The sequence below is a fragment of the Sphingobacterium sp. 2149 genome (assembly GCF_031455655.1).
Taxonomy (GTDB): domain Bacteria; phylum Bacteroidota; class Bacteroidia; order Sphingobacteriales; family Sphingobacteriaceae; genus Sphingobacterium.
Genome location: NZ_JAVDTD010000004.1, coordinates 63,463 through 80,992 on the forward strand (window position 1 = coordinate 63,463; position 17,530 = coordinate 80,992).

General features: G+C 37.6%; 15 protein-coding genes and 3 tRNA genes. 4 read left to right on the forward strand and 14 right to left on the reverse strand.

Annotated elements, in window-relative coordinates:
- From J2X77_RS06780 to J2X77_RS06790, 3 genes are all read right to left on the reverse strand, one after another.
- Entirely contained in the window at window positions 1-741 is a 741-nt protein-coding gene (locus J2X77_RS06780) for an ImuA family protein (RefSeq protein ID WP_209579259.1), read from the reverse strand.
- A gap of 114 nt (window positions 742-855) precedes the next feature.
- A complete protein-coding gene (locus J2X77_RS06785) occupies window positions 856-1,593 on the reverse strand; it encodes a LytTR family DNA-binding domain-containing protein (RefSeq protein WP_209579258.1) in 738 nt (245 codons plus the stop codon).
- Window positions 1,594-1,606: 13 nt separating this feature from the next.
- On the reverse strand, window positions 1,607-3,529 hold the full coding sequence (locus tag J2X77_RS06790) for a sensor histidine kinase (RefSeq protein ID WP_209579257.1): 1,923 nt from the start codon (window positions 3,527-3,529) through the stop codon (window positions 1,607-1,609).
- Window positions 3,530-3,642: 113 nt separating this feature from the next.
- Between J2X77_RS06790 and lgt the strand changes: the two genes are divergently transcribed.
- Window positions 3,643-4,458, forward strand: coding sequence for a prolipoprotein diacylglyceryl transferase (lgt, locus tag J2X77_RS06795; RefSeq protein ID WP_209579256.1), 816 nt, complete (start codon window positions 3,643-3,645; stop codon window positions 4,456-4,458).
- A 46-nt stretch (window positions 4,459-4,504) separates the two neighbouring features.
- Here the strand turns inward: lgt and J2X77_RS06800 are convergent, their stop codons facing one another.
- The 7 genes from J2X77_RS06800 to rocD all read right to left on the reverse strand — a co-directional run bounded on the left by J2X77_RS06800 (window position 4,505) and on the right by rocD (window position 14,929).
- The gene (locus tag J2X77_RS06800) at window positions 4,505-5,173 is read right to left on the reverse strand and encodes a response regulator transcription factor (protein ID WP_209579255.1); all 669 of its coding nucleotides are present in this window, start codon (window positions 5,171-5,173) and stop codon (window positions 4,505-4,507) included.
- A gap of 212 nt (window positions 5,174-5,385) precedes the next feature.
- Entirely contained in the window at window positions 5,386-6,456 is a 1,071-nt protein-coding gene (locus tag J2X77_RS06805) for a phytase (RefSeq protein ID WP_209579254.1), read from the reverse strand.
- 13 nt (window positions 6,457-6,469) lie between these two features.
- Entirely contained in the window at window positions 6,470-7,732 is a 1,263-nt protein-coding gene (locus J2X77_RS06810) for a right-handed parallel beta-helix repeat-containing protein (RefSeq protein ID WP_209579253.1), read from the reverse strand.
- Window positions 7,733-7,884: 152 nt separating this feature from the next.
- On the reverse strand, window positions 7,885-10,671 hold the full coding sequence (locus J2X77_RS06815) for a TonB-dependent receptor domain-containing protein (RefSeq protein WP_209579252.1): 2,787 nt from the start codon (window positions 10,669-10,671) through the stop codon (window positions 7,885-7,887).
- A 205-nt stretch (window positions 10,672-10,876) separates the two neighbouring features.
- Window positions 10,877-12,445, reverse strand: a complete 1,569-nt coding sequence (locus J2X77_RS06820) for a tetratricopeptide repeat protein (RefSeq protein WP_209579251.1) — start codon at window positions 12,443-12,445, stop codon at window positions 10,877-10,879.
- A 255-nt stretch (window positions 12,446-12,700) separates the two neighbouring features.
- Window positions 12,701-13,666 carry an arginase gene (locus tag J2X77_RS06825; RefSeq protein WP_209579250.1) on the reverse strand — a complete coding sequence of 322 codons (966 nt, stop codon included), beginning with the start codon at window positions 13,664-13,666 and terminating at the stop codon, window positions 12,701-12,703.
- A gap of 3 nt (window positions 13,667-13,669) precedes the next feature.
- Window positions 13,670-14,929, reverse strand: a complete 1,260-nt coding sequence (gene rocD, locus J2X77_RS06830; RefSeq protein ID WP_209579249.1) for an ornithine--oxo-acid transaminase — start codon at window positions 14,927-14,929, stop codon at window positions 13,670-13,672.
- A 120-nt stretch (window positions 14,930-15,049) separates the two neighbouring features.
- Here rocD and J2X77_RS06835 point away from each other — a divergent pair, with 120 nt between their 5' ends.
- Window positions 15,050-15,502, forward strand: coding sequence for an Lrp/AsnC family transcriptional regulator (locus J2X77_RS06835; protein ID WP_209579248.1), 453 nt, complete (start codon window positions 15,050-15,052; stop codon window positions 15,500-15,502).
- Between the two features lie 51 nt (window positions 15,503-15,553).
- Here the strand turns inward: J2X77_RS06835 and J2X77_RS06840 are convergent, their stop codons facing one another.
- Complete coding sequence (locus J2X77_RS06840; RefSeq protein ID WP_209579247.1) at window positions 15,554-15,739, reverse strand: hypothetical protein; 186 nt, start codon at window positions 15,737-15,739, stop codon at window positions 15,554-15,556.
- A 192-nt stretch (window positions 15,740-15,931) separates the two neighbouring features.
- Here J2X77_RS06840 and J2X77_RS06845 point away from each other — a divergent pair, with 192 nt between their 5' ends.
- Window positions 15,932-16,174, forward strand: a complete 243-nt coding sequence (locus tag J2X77_RS06845) for a hypothetical protein (RefSeq protein ID WP_209579246.1) — start codon at window positions 15,932-15,934, stop codon at window positions 16,172-16,174.
- Between the two features lie 79 nt (window positions 16,175-16,253).
- A complete protein-coding gene (locus tag J2X77_RS06850; RefSeq protein ID WP_209579245.1) occupies window positions 16,254-16,910 on the forward strand; it encodes a hypothetical protein in 657 nt (218 codons plus the stop codon).
- Window positions 16,911-17,006: 96 nt separating this feature from the next.
- Here J2X77_RS06850 and J2X77_RS06855 read toward each other — a convergent pair.
- From J2X77_RS06855 to J2X77_RS06865, 3 genes are all read right to left on the reverse strand, one after another.
- Window positions 17,007-17,079: transfer RNA gene (locus J2X77_RS06855), tRNA-Thr, on the reverse strand.
- Between the two features lie 33 nt (window positions 17,080-17,112).
- Window positions 17,113-17,185, reverse strand: a tRNA-Thr gene (locus J2X77_RS06860).
- 37 nt (window positions 17,186-17,222) lie between these two features.
- Window positions 17,223-17,295: transfer RNA gene (locus tag J2X77_RS06865), tRNA-Thr, on the reverse strand.
- Window positions 17,296-17,530 lie beyond the last annotated feature (235 nt).

Consider the following 17,530-nt stretch of genomic DNA (forward strand, 5'->3'; position numbering starts at 1 on the left):
CTAACCAAGATTTTGATAATTATAGTTCCAATTTTTTGACCCGACATCCTTGTTGGAGAATATTTTAAAGCCCTTCGGAGTCCAAACTATTTTTCCTTTGGCTGCTGTACCATTTCTTACTTTAAGCAGCTCGACATTCCAACAGGGGTTGCCAATACCGGGTAACCCTTCATCCGATTGACTAGGCAAAGAAGTGACTTTCCAACGTGCCGCACAAGTGGTGGCCAACAATAGCTTTGGATTATGTTGGAGGATAAAACCCGTAACTTTACTTTTTTCTACAGCAAGTTGAAGCCGCCTTGACTGAACAAAATCCAGTTGGTGTATTTCGGCTAATACTGCTGTTATACCAGGACATTTCAACGCTTCTTCCATCGCCCATAAAACATCTTTTTGCTGCTTCATGGAAACAAAAATAATCGATGCAGGGTCGGCTCCAAATGTGCTGATTGCAGAAGGAAATACGGTTTGTACCGAGCTTATCCAAATACAAATCCCGGCATTTTGCATCAGTTTTCCAAGGATACCAACGATAAATCCACAGGATGCAGCACTATCCATACGGCTAAAACTAACAAATTCATGTATTACACCTTTGGGAAAAGTACCATTTGGAAAAGCTTTTTCCAAAGGTCCCAAATCCATAGCAATTTCATCACTTGACCTTTCAGGTACCCCCTGCCAGGCAAGCAGATCCCTTTTAAGCTTGCTGATCAAAGCCTGTTTATCTTCTAACATCATAGCCCCTCCTATTTAATAACAAACAAATATAATACTAAATATTTTAGCAATAAAGAATACTACTACATTTTTTAGTAATAAAGCTGATGTAAAAGGTATGTGCTGGTTTAGGGCTTATATTTCATTCAGGAATTGTTGGATAACATCTTTTTTTCTTGTCGCAACGGGGATCATCTTACCATCAGCCATTTCAATCTGCCCATCTTTATAATACTTTTTTATATAGTTTGCATTTACTAAATAAGATTGATGACAACGGATAAAATCTGATTCTGGAAGCATGGTTTCAAAATGTTTGAGGACTTTTGAAACCATCATAGGTTTGTTGTCTTTGATATAGAATGTGGTATAACCTTTGTCGCCATGGCAATATAGAATATCATCAATACTGACGATCTGGGTATATTCAAATGTACGCAACGCTATTTTCCGAGGTCTGCTAGGAGACTTTAGATAGCTTTCAGCCATGCTTAACTGCATACTGTTGAATCTAAATTCTGTATTTTTCTTATAACATTTTTCAATTGCTTCGATAAATTGCTCCGGAACAAGAGGCTTTAATAAATACGCAATTGCACCTATGTTGAGTGCTTCTATGGCATACTGATTAAAAGCCGTTATAAAAATGGTATTAATGTCCAATTTCAGCTCTGAAAGGAAGGATAGACTTGATCCGTCTTTCAATTGAATATCAGCTAAAATAAGATCCGGATTGGATATGGGCAATTCGCGCTCTGCCTGAGCAATGGATGGACTATACCCTACTATTTGAACATAGGGTATCGCATCTAATAAAGACTTAATATACAAATAGATATTATGCTCATCTTCAAGAATATAAACTTTCATCATTTCACGTATTTAATTAAAATGTAAAAACAAGTGGGATATGGATTTCTACACGATATCCTCTATTATCTTCCCTATAATTGGGTTTTATTTCAATCGTTGCTTTTTGCATCGGATCATTAAACATAAGCTCAAGACGCTCCTTAGTGATAATCTGTGATAAAGAAGTCTTATGCCCAGTATTTATCTTATCAGACTGCACTCCCCTGCCGTTGTCACTGACAACAATATGTAATTGATCTGACGTCTCACTGAAAAGAATCTGTAAGTAACCACGATAATCTAAATTTTTAAAAGCATGTTCAATAGCGTTTTCAACAAACGGCTGTACTAACATGGGTGGAATCATGACATCATCGATATCAATATTACCGCTCTCGATTTCAAAATCAAATAGATCTTGATAACGCATCTGCTGTAAAAGTATATAATTCTTTAATGACTTAATTTCTTGATCCAAAGAAATATACTCTTCTCTATTTAATTCGAGTATATCTCGAATTTGACGGGATAAGAGAAGGAGGTATTGATTTGCTTTTGATTTTTGCTCGCTACTAATCAAACCTTGCAAATTAGCAATTGCATTATAAATAAAATGTGGATTTAACTGATTTTGCCGTGTCTTTTGTTCTAAAATCAATTGTCTATTTTCTGCAATTATACGCTGATTTATATTTGTCAATAATTTCTGCTTATTTCGATAATAGATGAAAAATGCAAGGCTAAAGATAAGGGCAAATAAAATGACAAATATCCACCGCTGTTGAACCATAATCTGATAGTTAAAAGCATTGGTTGTTTTCAGAAGTTTTATAGCCTGGTCTTTTTTCTCGGTTTCATATCGCGTATTAATCTCGTTTATCCGATCATTTTCAATGTTTTTTATACTATTTTTGTAATCTTGATAAGCAGAATCCAATGTAAAATAAGCCCGCTCATAATCTCCTTTTAATGCATAGGCTAATTGCAAATTTTGATAATAGAATAATTTATTTTGCTTGCTTTTATGCGTTCGTATAAACTGTAATCCCGCATTAAAATAATATATGGCCGAATCAATTTGACGATTATTTAAGAAATTTTTTGCCAAATTAGCATAAGCATAGGAATTGAGCATCTTGCTCGAAGATAAATAATTAAAATACTTTTGGGATGCCTCAACAGCTTTTCGATTATTACCGATGCTAAAGAAATATTGTGACTGCAGATTATACATACGCATGATTATCGCTGAATCCGCTGTCTTGTTAGCGTAATATTTACAGCTATCCAATGTTTCTTTTAATTTGTTATCATCATGTAATTCGATGTGCTGCATAAATTTGATTTCCTGATACGCTTGCGCAACATGTGGATCGTATTTATTAGGGTGATAAGAGTACCATGATTCATTATCTTTTAATGCTTGCCTATAATCTGCCCGACGATAGTTTGCGTTGGCCAATAGATTGAAAAAAAGAAAGCTAAACCTACTTTTATTTTCTAATGCATATTCCTTAGCATCAATCATTTTTTCCATCGTACCAATATTGGTCACATCATTAAAACTAAAATTAGCCCTAATTTTAAAATAATCTTTCAGAACACGCAAATCTGGTGACACTTTCCCATCCAAGTTATCCAATGCAATTTCAATAGAATCAATTTTATCTTGCAAGAGGTAGTTATACGCCAAAAAAATCCAGTTATAGCCAGATTTATTGAAATACTGATCTTTCCCAAATTCATTTACTTTCTTAGTGATGATAGTCTGATCCTTAAAATCCTGTAAAGAGAGATATTTTAGTAACGTATCCTGATAGGTTAAAGTAAGTGAATTATCTTCCTGTTCTTTATTATTTTTAGATGTCTGGGAGCCATTTTGATGGCAGGAAAATAACTGTACCATCAATAGGAACAATAGAAAACAAAAAATAAATCTTTCCAAATTCTGTGTCATCAGTATTCTTTATATAACGATCTGTTTACAATTATATTTATTTTTTTATGATAAATGTAACGAAAAAGCTTTATCACACACTTATCTCCTAAAACATCACGATAAATCACCATATGGTAAGTAATCTCACATTGAATGATATAACTTGGAAGATAGATCCTGAGATCTTCGTCATTCCAATTATTGACCATCCAATTCGCTGGTATGGTATATTTTGGCTATTGGGTATTATCTTATGTTATAGGGTATTAAGATCAATATTAAAAAATGAAGGCCGTACAATCGAATTTTTAGATCAGCTCAGCATGTACATTGTCTTGGGTACCATTATTGGCGCTAGACTGGGGCATGTAATTTTTTACGATCCGAGCTATTACTTAAATAATCCCTTAAAAATATTTGCGATATGGGAAGGTGGTCTAGCAAGCCATGGTGGAGGCATAGGCATCGTTATTGCAATCTATTTATTCGCAAAAAAACAGCAACTACCATTTCTTCATGTTGCAGACCGTATTGCTTTGGTTGTGCCTTTAGCAGGAGCCTGTATCCGTCTCGGCAACTTATTTAACTCCGAAATGATCGGGATAGCCACTGACTTACCTTGGGCTTTTGTGTTTACCCATATTGATGCCATACCTAGACACCCAGCACAGCTTTATGAAGCATTGTTCTGTTTCTTGCTATTTACAGTGTTATATCGATTGTGGAAAGAAAAACAGTTTCGAATTAACGACGGCAACTATTTTTCCCTATTGTTGATATTGCTGTTTTCATTCCGGTTTTTGGATGAATTTTTGAAAGTAAATCAAGAACATTTTGAAGACTCCTTATTCATCAATATGGGGCAAATACTTAGCCTACCCTTTATTGTTATTGGACTATGTGTATTTATTTACAATCGTTTTAAGAAATCATTAAAAGTAAATTAATACAATCCCATACGTTCCCATGTGAAATACATTTGAAAAATATGATTTATGATTTTTTTAATAAACCATGCTGAAAAGCATATTTCACCAGTTCTGCTGTATTTTTCACTTTTGTTTTATCGAGCAAGTTCTGACGATACCCTTCAACAGTACGCTTACTCAAAAAGATTTTATCGGCAATTTCTAGATTTGTAAAACCATCCGCAATCAATTTGAGCACTTCTAGCTCTCGCTCATTTAGATCCAGCTCCAGAATGATATTAGCACCATCATCATTATACAGTCGATCCGAAGACACTTGCTCAAGCAGAGCTAAGCTAATTTCTTCACTTATATACCGACCACCTTCGGCGACATGCTTTAATCCAAAAAGTAATTCATTATAATCAATATTTTTTAGCAAGTATCCTGACAATCCATTTTTAAACCCCTCAACAACATAACGAATTTGACTGAGCATAGACAATATCACAACTTTGACAAACGGATATTTTTGCCTAATATTCTTTAACAGCTCCATCCCATCCATTAATTCCATGCTTACATCCGTTAAAACAATATCTGGCACTACTCCGTCCGCCAACTGAGACAATGCTTCCGTGCCATCGGACGCTTCTCCTATTACTTTAAATTCTCCCTGAGATTCCAAAAGTAGTTTAATACCATTACGTACGACCATATGATCTTCAACCAATAGTATTTTAACCGTATTCATTTTCTAAAGCTTTTAAATAAAAATTCGATTCTCCCCACTTCCAAACCTATATCAAAATGACGGTTTACAATATTTCATGATTTGGAATAAAAAAGAAACAAAATACATAAACAGAATAAAGATACAAATTTCTGTTCACTGATCGTTTCGAACAAAAAAGAGCAACAGCTGCAAATCAAATCACAACTGTTGCAAACCCACTTATTCCGTAACTATTTCTTTTTCAAATCCGCTCCGGCAATATCTTCCCATCGGTAATAATGAAATGTTTTATCGTCACTCATCGCGACAAACAGGCCATGTTTAAAGGTTTCGTTTAACCTAAAAGAGGTTGTTTCTGAACCGTCACTTTGTGTCGCCATGACCGGCACAGTTTTCAAATAGCTATGTTCGAATGGGTTGCTTTTGGTTCCTTCCCGACTAAAAACCTGAAAACGATTTGCGCCTTGGTCAGACACCAAAATATAGCCGGTACTATCGGTTAGTTTGTAAATCGAAATACCCTCATGATCTTCTTTAAAACCTCCTGTAGCGAATAATGCCAATTGTTGGCTTCCCTTTGCTGGATCCGCATAATACTGTTTTACCCCAACTTGTTCATCGGAATAGTAAATATACCCAAGTTCGTTGTCTACTGCTATCGCCTCAATCTCTTTCTTTCCACTAAATGAACCAAACTTGCGAACCAAGGTAGCCCTGAGTTTACCAGAACCGTTATCCTCCAATAAATATTGTCCTAGATAACCATCCTTTGGTCCATTTTTCCGCCCCACGATCGCATAAATCTCTCCTTTTGGAGAAGTATATAAAGCAATCCCCATAAGATCTCTAAATTCAGGCCCGGTTTCACCAACAAACATATCTAATCCCCCTTGGTCAATAGGTTTCATATCGGGTAGTGAAAAGACACGCAATTTATGGGTCATACGCTCTGTCGTAACGGCGATATCAATAGGTTTGCCACCCAATACCAAACCGTACGCCACATCAACATTATTAGGTCGTTTCAAGTTTGAAACCACTTTTTCTTCGACCGTTTTGCCCTGTAAATCGTACACAAATAATGCGCCGTTGGCATCTTTGTCCGTTGCGATGACCAGACTCTTACTTGGATCGCTCTTATTGATCCAAATTGCAGGATCATCCGAGTCATAACGTACTGCATCAGTTACAATAACTGGTTTAACTGCGTTTACAGTATTTGTTTGCGCATTTTTGCATGCCGTTTGAAGGAAGCTTGATGCTGCTAAGGTTAACGTTAATATTGTTTTTGAATGTGTCATGATATGAAATAAATTAGAATTTGGATCCAAATGCTCCAACATATGCTGCCGGTTGGGGAGAATGATATGTTAGGCCGTTTGCCATCACCAGGCCACTCGCAAAATGAGGTTTGAAAGTTAAAATACCTGCCTTTAATGCCGGTGAATTTCCTTGGAGATGAAAATCCCAGGTTGAATCAAATAGGTAATTGTCCACCGATGTTTCTAAAGAATAAAAGCTAAATTTAGGGTTGTTTTCCCCGGCTAATTTGCCTCTCACATCATTACTGCCAGCTACAATATCATTTTTACCAACCTGAAATTGATCTACAGTCAATTGACTATAACCATAATACCAATTATTGCTGGAAATCGAACGGTTATCTTCTGGTTTTTTAGGGTCACGTTTCACGCCAAATCGCGTATTGGCAAAGAGATTATTATAAATTTCGGCTCTTACAGAGGCTTCTAACCATATAGAACCTCCTTTTGCTGTAGGTCTTCGCCACCCTGTATTGAGCATGGTATTGTTATAAACAATCACATAAGCCTGAGGCGTACGGTCTCCCGAGTTGGATAATTTTAATGCATTTGTATTTACACTGTACACCAGATTATAGGCAACGTCTGCAAGACTTCCCGACTTGAAGTTCATCGCTTCTCCACCTGTCACCCCATTAGAAAAGAAACGATTATTTGCAAAAATAATTTTCCCGCCTTCAATATACGTGCAGTCTTCGTGAAAATGACTTATGGTACTATTTTGTACCACTAGCTTTCCGTCTGGATTTGAAAACCATAAAGCTGGCAAAGCTTCACCGGACACCTTTTTATATAAACCCATTTTTACAGAAGTCGACGCATCCGATGTAATTGCACCACCATACTCAACAACGGTATTGTCCAAAACAAGTTCCTGGCAGCTTGGAGCGGCTAAAATTCCTCCCCATAACTTTCCAAACTCATTCGTCTTTGTCTTATAGGCTTCCTCAACCGTAAACTTTACAGGATTTTCAGCTGTACCTAGTGCATACAAATTACCCAAAACAACAATTTCAGGCTTATTAACGGAATCCATCAATACGGTTACACCTTCCTCAATCGTCAGATTCTTGCCTTGGGGAATAATAATGTCTCCCTTGATATGCTGCACACTCCCTTTGCTCCACACACCGGAGACCTCACCAATAGCACTTCCATCAGCATCAGAAGTATCCACATCAATATTTGCTTTTTCACAGGCACTTAGCACCACGATAAAAAACGCTAGAAACGATAAAATACATTTATTTTTCATCTATATATATTTAATTTTTAATGATGAAGCAGATTTCACTTATCCAAAACATTGGGCTTTCCAAAAAAGTGAAAGCTTCACCGAAACAAACTGTTGTTATTGCACCCCCGCACATGTTCAGATTATAACATGCCCTGTTTTATGCGGGTCTATTATTTATCAAACGAATACCGTAAACCAAGGATATAGTTCTGTCCATACAAATCCTTTCTAATCAATGTATTTCCGCCTTCAATAAGCTTTTCAGCGATCTTCTCATTTTCAGGATTTGTTCCTTTCACATACAATTCCACCGGTGTATTCAAGATGTTGTTGGCTTTGGCGAAAACAGCCCAACCAGCTTTAAATTTCTTTTCAATAGAAGCATCTACCTGAACAAATCCTTTTTGCCACAAATCATCGTTCAAAAATTGCGACACTGTACTGATGCGTGAACCCGTATAAGATCCAGCTAACTGTCCTTCCCAGCCATTATTAGTATCTTTGTAAAGTAGCGATAGATTGGCCACATGTGCAGCTTGCCCATATAACGGTCTCGTTTGATCCACAATAATCGCTTCAGGGTCTTGTGTTGTCTCATTGATTCGACGCGACATCTTTGCCGTCGTTATACGTGAATGTGTATAGGTGTAATTGGCCTTGACACCAAATTTCTTTATATACTTGATATAATCAACCTCAATACCAAAGTTGTTGGCCTGACCGAAATTTCCAGGTGTATAGTATACATCTTGCTTACGAATCTCATCCGGTTGAAAGGTATATTCAATTGGGTTTTTGATTTTCTTGTAAAACATACCTACAAGAAACTGAGAAGAAGCTTCTGGAAATACTTCATACCTTAAATCAAAGTTATCCGCCAAGGCATGTTTTAAATCAGGATTTCCTTTTTCCAGAAACTCTTCATTCACCACGCTTGAGGGAACAATCTCGTAAAATCCTGGACGGTTTAACGCACGGTAATAAGCGGCATGAAGCTGCTGTTTTCCGTTCAAATGATATTTCATGGTCAAACTTGGCAGCCATTCAGTATAAATTTGTGATCCCGTAGGCCTTTTTTCTCCAGCCGGAAACAATAATTTATAATGCTGGTTCGTATGTTCGAGTCTAACACCACCGATCATTTGCCATTTGTCATTCTCATAATTAAACATACCATACACTGCTGTCGTCTTCTCTCCAGCATCATACGTTAACGGATTTGCGACAGCTCCGGTAGAATTGGTAACGGTCAGATTGAGATAAGTATACCACTGAAAATCAAAGCCATAGCTATACTTTGCTTCCTCCGCTGAAGCGGGAGATAAGTTGTAGTTGTTGTAGAAGCTACTACGCTGTTTATCCCGATACAAACCACCGGTGGACAATTCCAACTTACTATTTTCCATAGGGACCTTATAGGCTAAATCCCAATAGCCTGCTCGATCATTATCCGTATTCCGTTCCCAACGGTAGGTTACAGGAGATTTGTTGACGAGAGAAGTACGTTTACGTTGAAAATTTTCTTCTACTCCATCTAAACTAATCATCGTATTTTGTGGCAATTGGTTGCGGGCAGAAGAAAGAACCCCTGACCACCGGACATTTAGCCGATTATCTAAAAATCGATGATCCCCCTGTAAGGTACCACTGTAGATCTCTTGCTGTGTTTTTCGGCTTCTTGTCACATAAGTCAGCTCGGCTTTACCAATACTGGGATCGTACTGGCCATTGTATATCGTGTTAACCGCATCACGCAATTGTAGGTTATTTAAATTCACATACATTTGATAAAAGCTAATACGATGACTTGGACTAAATCGGTAATCGATCTTATTATGCAAACCTAAGCGTTGTTGCTGTTCGTCATATTGACGATCACTCTGCTCAGTAATCACCGCATTGGGATTTACGCCAACAACAGAAGATTTATAGAAAATAGAACGGCTACCTCGATGTAAGTTTTGATAACTTGCACCTAAAATAACGCCCAATTTATCCGCCAAATACCGATTACCTATTGTCAGATTGCCGACAAAATCTGGTAGCGGCTTACTATAGGTATACGCTAACGCTCCCCTATTAAAGTCAGCAGCAGTTGCATTGTAACCCTTGCCATTCAGTTCGTAAGGAGATTTTGTCCAGGTTCCATTTGTCGAAAAACTTCCAAAATCACGATTAAAATAACGCTGGCTGTAGCCTGTTGCCAAATTTGCTTGAAGGAATAATTTAGTCGGTGCCGATTTCATAACCATATTGACAACCCCACCTATTGCCTCGGCTTCCATATTTGGTGTTAGCGATTTGTATACTTCTAAACGTTCCAGCATATCAGATGGAAACAAATCCAAGGGCACATAACGATATTTATTATCTGGACTCGGAACCTTTACACCATTCACTAAAGTCGTGTTGTACCGTTTATCCATCCCCCTGAGGATAGCATATTGCCCCTCTCCATTCGAATTTCTTTCTATTGATACACCCGAAACGCGCTGTACAACATTTGCAACGGTAATATCCGGGGAGATTTCTATTGCACGTGCAGAAACAACATTCATAATTTGTGAAGCATTCTTTTCTAAACGCCTCGCGCTGGGATCATCATCTCCCCCATTCCGACGTCCCTTTATAGTTACTTCCATTAATGTGTGTTCTGTAGACGTCAGCTGAAAAATAATCTGGGGCGTGTTTTCTTTTTGAATCTCAATTTCTTTAGTTAATACAGCATAGGCAATATGCTTGATATGAACCCTATCCACACCTGCTGATAATCCCATGAATTCAAATGAACCATCTAATTGTGTTTTTGTCGATAGCCCACGCTGTTCCAGGAACACTGTAGCTCCAGCAATCGCTTCACCGGTCTGACCATCCAATACCTTACCTTTGATTTTGGTCGCATAGGCAGCGCTAACCGAAATAGTGGAGGCAAGTAATACTGTTAAAAAGTTTTTCATTTTGCTTAGATTATTATGAATCTTTGATTGTTGTCGCAAAGATGACAGCCAATTTTGATCTCACAAAATCCCGAGCGTTACGACAGGGAAACAAGGTAAAAAAGCTCGATACATGGAAGAAACAAATGAAATTAAACCATTAATAAACAACAGTTTAACAAAGAACAAACCACCATTAACTTTCCATTACTCTTGTGTTAAAAAATTATGAAACACTCAAGAGATAGCTCGCCAGGTCCTCTCCTTGTTCCAACCTTAATTTCTTTCTTAAGCGGTGTCGAGCAACACGAAGGCTATCTTGCGATATGCCCAATAAAACGGCGATATCGATATTATTCAAATTGATTTTAAGCAATGCTACTAACCGCATATCCGCGGCGGTCAAATCTGGGCATTGTTGAATAAGCTTTTCAAAAAAGCTATGATGTACCTTTTCGAAAGTTCCCATAAATTCTTTCCAGTGAATTCCCTGAGTAATATTTTCGTTGATTTGCAAGACTAGCTTCTGCATCTGTCTCTTTTGATCCCGGCGTTCCTCCTTAACCATTTCTTTCAATTCATCCCGAAGTTCTTCCAAGAATTGATTGTTGCGAATCAGATTTAGCGTATGGGATGTCAATTCTTTTTGCTTTAGTGATAGCTCTTGTTTGAGTTGCTTATCTTCAAGCAGTTGATTTTTAAGTGCTATTTCTGTTAACTCACGTTCGGCTTCCTGCTTTCGGGATTCGGCAATCTGATTTTTAATCTTAATTTTCTGACGACTATATAAGACATAGGACAATACGATCAACAAAATTAAAACCACGATCGTTCCCCACAGCATGATCAAATTAATTCTTTTTGTCACCTGCAGTCTTTCGATCTCTTCAGCCTTTTGATTCATATCGTATAGCGCCTGAAAAAAAGCAGTATGTCGAGCGCCATCTACACTATACAGTTCAAGAACGAGCTTTCGGCTTTTTTCAGCATAAAAATATGCGCTATCCATTTGGCCACGCAATGCGTAGGTTCTACTCAAATCTTTTGTCGTGGCAGCCATCTGATATACATCTCCCAAGTTTGCCGCCATCTGATAAGCCACTTGCGTCAATTTGATACTTTCCGGATAGTTGTTAGTCTTTCTAAAAATGTCACCCATGTTATTTAAGACCACAATTCTACCATAATTGTCTTTTGTCTCGGTGTATAACTTACTTGCTTTTTCAAAATGAAAAAAAGCACTATCATACCTAGCAAGGTCTTCATAAATACTACCTAAATTTTCATGAATCTTCGCTTCTCCATTTCTATTTCCCACACTACTATAGATGGATAACGCACGTTTTTGATAAATAAAAGCAGCGTCGTAATTCCCTTCTTTTTCAAATAAATGACCGATATTTCCTAGTGTTCCCGCCTCTCCAATTTTATCCCCTTCTGCCCGGAAAGAATCTAGCGCCTTGTTAAAATAAAGTTTCGCTACAGCATGTTGTTTGTTGAAAATATTGAGCACACCAATATCACTCCAATTTGAAGCAAGATGATGCTTTGAATCCAATTGCCTATAAATTTGATCCGCTTGAAAATAGTAATCCTGTGCTTGCCCATAATGTCCTTGATTGACGCATAACCACCCAATTGCCTGCAAACAATTTGCTTGTAATAATAGGTCTTTATCGGTCACAGCTTTTGCATAACGTTTTTTCACTAGTGCAATCGCAGAATCAGGATGATTTTGACTCAGAGCCCGAATATCGTTAAAGGATTCAACCTGAGCAGTACCTGGGTGCCACAAAAAAAGCTGTATAAAAAAAAGTAGAAACAAAATAATTTTATCAGAAATCCTCATATTTAACGTAAATAATCGATTTGCAAATGTACATGAAACATGTTAACACAATATTAAATCACATCAAGCAAAACGAGTTTTAACATAAGGAAGACTGACTTATTTTATCCAACAAGCAAAATGATAAGCAATTAAAAAAGCCCTTTTATTGCTCTATATTAGCAATAAAAGGGCTTTGAAAATAGACGATGCCAAAACCAGTTAATTACCCGATTTCAATTCAATTAGCGGGGTGATCCGTTCTAATATATCAAATGCCACCTCTGCCATTTTATTACCTTTATTGTCCAATAACGGATTAACTTCAACAATTTCAAAACAAACCACTTTACCGGATCGAATAATTTCTTCTAAAATCACTACAATTTCTTGTGGCAAAAAACCCTTCGGAACCGGTGTTCCTGTACCGTCCGATATCAGTTCACTATCCATACTATCCACATCAAAAGAAACATAGATCATATCACAGTCTCCAAGGCAGGTCAGTGATTCCGCGACACAACCTTTTATGCCCCTTTGCCTAATATCTTCAACACGGTAATTCTTAATTCCAAGACGGTCAATTAATATATCCTCTGGCTCTTCGGTATCTCTTACACCAAAATAAATCAAATGACTGGATGCTATTTTACCTGCCGGACCGGCTATTCGCTTTAGTTTATTCCAGAATTCTTCTGTCGATTGGTCGATTTGATTGATCTTGCATTGCATATTATCCTCGTCTAACATAGCCGCTAGAGGCATTCCATGCATATTTCCAGATGGTGTTGTATACGGAGAATGAATATCAGCATGCGCATCTACCCATATCACTCCTAGTTTCCTGTCCGGATAAGCAGATTTTATACCACTGATAGTTCCCATTGCCGAGGAGTGGTCACCAGAAAAAACCAATGGAAAATTGCCTGAAGAAAGACTATCCTCGACGGTAGAAGCTACCTGCTTGCATTGCTCATAAATTTGCTGAATATGCTTACCAAAAGGATGATGATCGTTTTGGTAAATAGAACTATTTCGAGTCGGTACATCAACAAACGGGTAATTAATGAAATATTGACTTCCCTTATTAATTGCCGCAATTTCAATTGCGTCTATCCCCAAATCTGAGCCCCTAGTTCCGGCTCCGATATCCGACCTATTTTTGATCAATTCAATCATTCTCTCCATACACTATTTAAAATTAGTCAACGATCGCTCAATGATCTCTAAACAAGTTTCGACCTGTTCTTTTGTAATCACCAATGGTGGAGCTAACCTAATTTTGTTCCCATGTGTCGGCTTCGCTAATAGTCCATTTTCTTTAAATTTGAGACAAATGTTCCAAGCCAAATCACTTGTTTCATCCGCATCAATGACAATAGCAGTTAGAAGTCCCTTTCCGCGCACTTCTTTAATTAACTCACAATTCGCAGCAATCCTGCGTAGCCCATCCAAAAATAAGTTACCCATTTGAAGCGCCCGTTGGGTTAAATTTTCATCCATTACAACTTGCAGCGCTTCCTTCGCCACTGCACAGGCAAGGGGATTTCCCCCATAGGTAGATCCATGCTCCCCTGGCTTAATGCACAGCATAATTGAATCGTCTGCCAATACAGCCGAAACAGGCAATACCCCGCCCGATAAAGCTTTACCTAAAATCAAAACATCCGGTTTACTGTCGCTATGCTCATCTTCAATATTATAAGACGCCAACATACTTCCAGTACGAGCAATGCCCGTCTGAATTTCGTCTGCAATAAATAAAATATTATATGCCGTACATAATTGTCTGACACGCTTCAAATACTGTTCGTCAGGAACAACAATACCAGCTTCCCCTTGAATAGGCTCAACAATAAAACCAGAAATATCGCTGTCTGTTTTGAATAGCTGTTCCAAAGCATCAACATCATTATAGGGAACAAGCACTATCCCGTCTAAAAAGGGACCAAACTCATGGGTCGCTGCACGATCATCAGAAGCCGATATCACAGAGATGGTTCTACCATGGAAATTGTCTTTCGCAAAGACAATTTTCGCTTGATTAGGTTCTACACCCTTTACTTGGTACGCCCATTTACGACAAAGCTTCATCGCTGTTTCTACCGCTTCTACTCCCGAATTCATCACTAGCGCCTTATCAAATCCAAATAGCAGACAAAGCATTTCCTCAAAATCACCCAATTTATTATTATAGAATGCTCTCGAAGTAAGTGTCAATTTCTCAGCCTGCTCTTTTAAGGCTTGAATTATTCTTGGATGACAGTGTCCCTGATTGACTGCAGAATATGCGGAAAGGAAATCAAAATAGGCCTTTCCATCAACATCCCATACCATTACGCCTTCAGCGCGTTCCAATACAACTGGAAGAGGGTGATAATTGTGCGCTCCGTATTTTTCTTCTTTGGCAATGAATAACTCGCCCTTACCGTGTTTAACAACTGTACTCATAATTCAGACTTTTTAAATAAAAACAAATATACAAATTCACTAATTTATTATTAAAAAAAATAAATTTTACACTAAATTAGCACTATAATATTAAAATTACCTTTTTAATCGTATATAAAAATGAATAGTATCGATGAATTCGACCGGCAGATTTTGAAATATTTAGAACAAGATGGACGAATGGCCTACTCTGCAATAGCAACTGCTATGGGAGTTTCCAATACCATGATCCATCAAAGAATCATCCGTTTGACAGAGCAAGGAATATTGACAGGAATAAAGCCGCTATTGAATGAAAAAAAGCTAGGTTATGATTGGGGAGCTTTTACTGGGCTAAGTTTAGAAAAAGATCATGACTCAAACCGAATAATTGAAGAACTTAAGAAAATACCAGAAGTTACAGAATGCTATTATATCACGGGTAACTACACGCTGTATGTGAAAATTATTGCTAAAAACCACGAACATATGCGACAATTGCTGTATGAAAAAATCGATAGCATTCCGGGAATTGCAAAAACGGATTCGATCATTGAATTAGGCTGTGCTTTCAAACGTAACATGATATTCTAATTACGAAGAGATAGCTACGGGATCCTGAATGTGTGTTTCAGGGTCTCCACGTTATCTACCAATATTCGCCAATTCTTCTTCTGTCCAGTAGATCAATTCTCGCAAAACATATACATTTTCATAACTTCCCAACCCATCAATGTACTCCCACAAATCACCTTCAACCTTTACTGGCCTTCCATGATGAATGAGGTCATATCCATTATCCAACCAATTTTGTATCTGCTCTTTATCCATCTTTATAAAAACTTATTGTTAGTTATCTTAAAATGTCTCTATCAAATATAATGTATTTTACTATGGCTACCAAGGAAACTAAAATTTCAGTTAACTTTTTATATACTTGTTTTCGTAACTCAAGAAGTTGTCGCTTAATTGACGAATTTCAAAAATAAAAAGTATCTTCGTATAACATCATATATAATAATTATGGCAGATTTTTTTTATGTTGGACGCGAAGGTGAAGATGAATTACTCGAACTGGTAGCTGTATCGACTATCCAATCCCTTCTATATTTCCAGGATGCAGATCAAGAGGATTTTACAACGATAAAGACCGCTATTGATCAAAATTTTATTGTCGAGGAGGATCTGATTACAGTTGCAGATACACTCCGATTTGATCAATCTATTGTTCGTTTTACTCCTGGAAAACCGAATTATAAAGATTGATACTGGATCATCAGAGCAAATCGCGCTGAGCAAGACAATTCATTCAACTTAATTATCAACGAAATAAGTAAAAGAAACAATGAAGGCAGTTTTAATTGGGGGTTCAGGTGCTACAGGAAGGGCGCTTGTTCAATTGATGCTGAAATGTGACAAAATTACAGAAATTATTGTTTTATTACGGCGTATCTCTTTCGAGGAGCATACTAAATTGAAACAGGTCATCGTCGATTTTGATCATTTAACTGACTTTGAACAACATATTCAGGGCGATATTGCTATTTCCTGCCTTGGCACTACGTTAAAGGATGCAGGAAGTAAAGAGGCACAATGGAAAATCGATCACGATCTTAATTTGCAATTTGCAGCATTGGCAAAGAAAAATGATCTTCCTACCTTTATGCTGTTGTCGGCTGTCCATGCTGATCCCGAATCGAAAATTTTCTACAACCGCATGAAAGGGAGCCTTGAGCAGGATGTGAAAGCGCTTGATTTCAATAGACTCATCATAGTACAGCCCGGCGCACTCATCCGGCCGAATACCGATCGCCTTGGTGAAAAAGCTGCGATAACTGCGCTTCGTATCTTCAATAAGATAGGATTGTTAAAAGCATACCAAGCACTGTCTGTGGCGCAGGTCGCAAACGCCATGTTACAGGCGATCATTCACTATATGGAGGGCAATCATACACTAACCGTAGAAGAAATTAAAAAATTATCGGCAGAAACCATTGCATAGTTAGAATACACGTGATTTCTGCGAACTGAAAAAGCTTGATAAATTACAAAAGGGGCTAAACAAAACAATCCCCAAGAAAATCTTGGGGATTGTCTGAGCCTCTTATCGGGATCGAACCAATGACCTACTGATTACAAGTCAGTTGCTCTACCAGCTGAGCTAAAGAGGCTTTCAATTGAATTTTAATGAGTGTCGCTCAATGAGCCTCTTATCGGAATCGAACCAATGACCTACTGATTACAAGTCAGTTGCTCTACCAGCTGAGCTAAAGAGGCTTTTTAAAGAAGTTTAGATGCTTGTGGCATAAAAAAGAGCCTCTTATCGGGATCGAACCAATGACCTACTGATTACAAGTCAGTTGCTCTACCAGCTGAGCTAAAGAGGCGTTACTTCTTTTCAATCTTAATCACGGCTCACCGTTTTTAAGATGTTGCAAATATCGAAACCTTACAGCAATATTGCAAGTCAAAAACAAGAATTTTCTACAGCAATAAGGCAAATATTTAAAAATCAAGCACATTATCTTCAAGGACTGCAAATTTGTCATGATTCAATAAATAATATTGCCATTTTTTCCGAAATCCAGCTAAAAACCCAAATGGCACTTCAATTGTTATAAT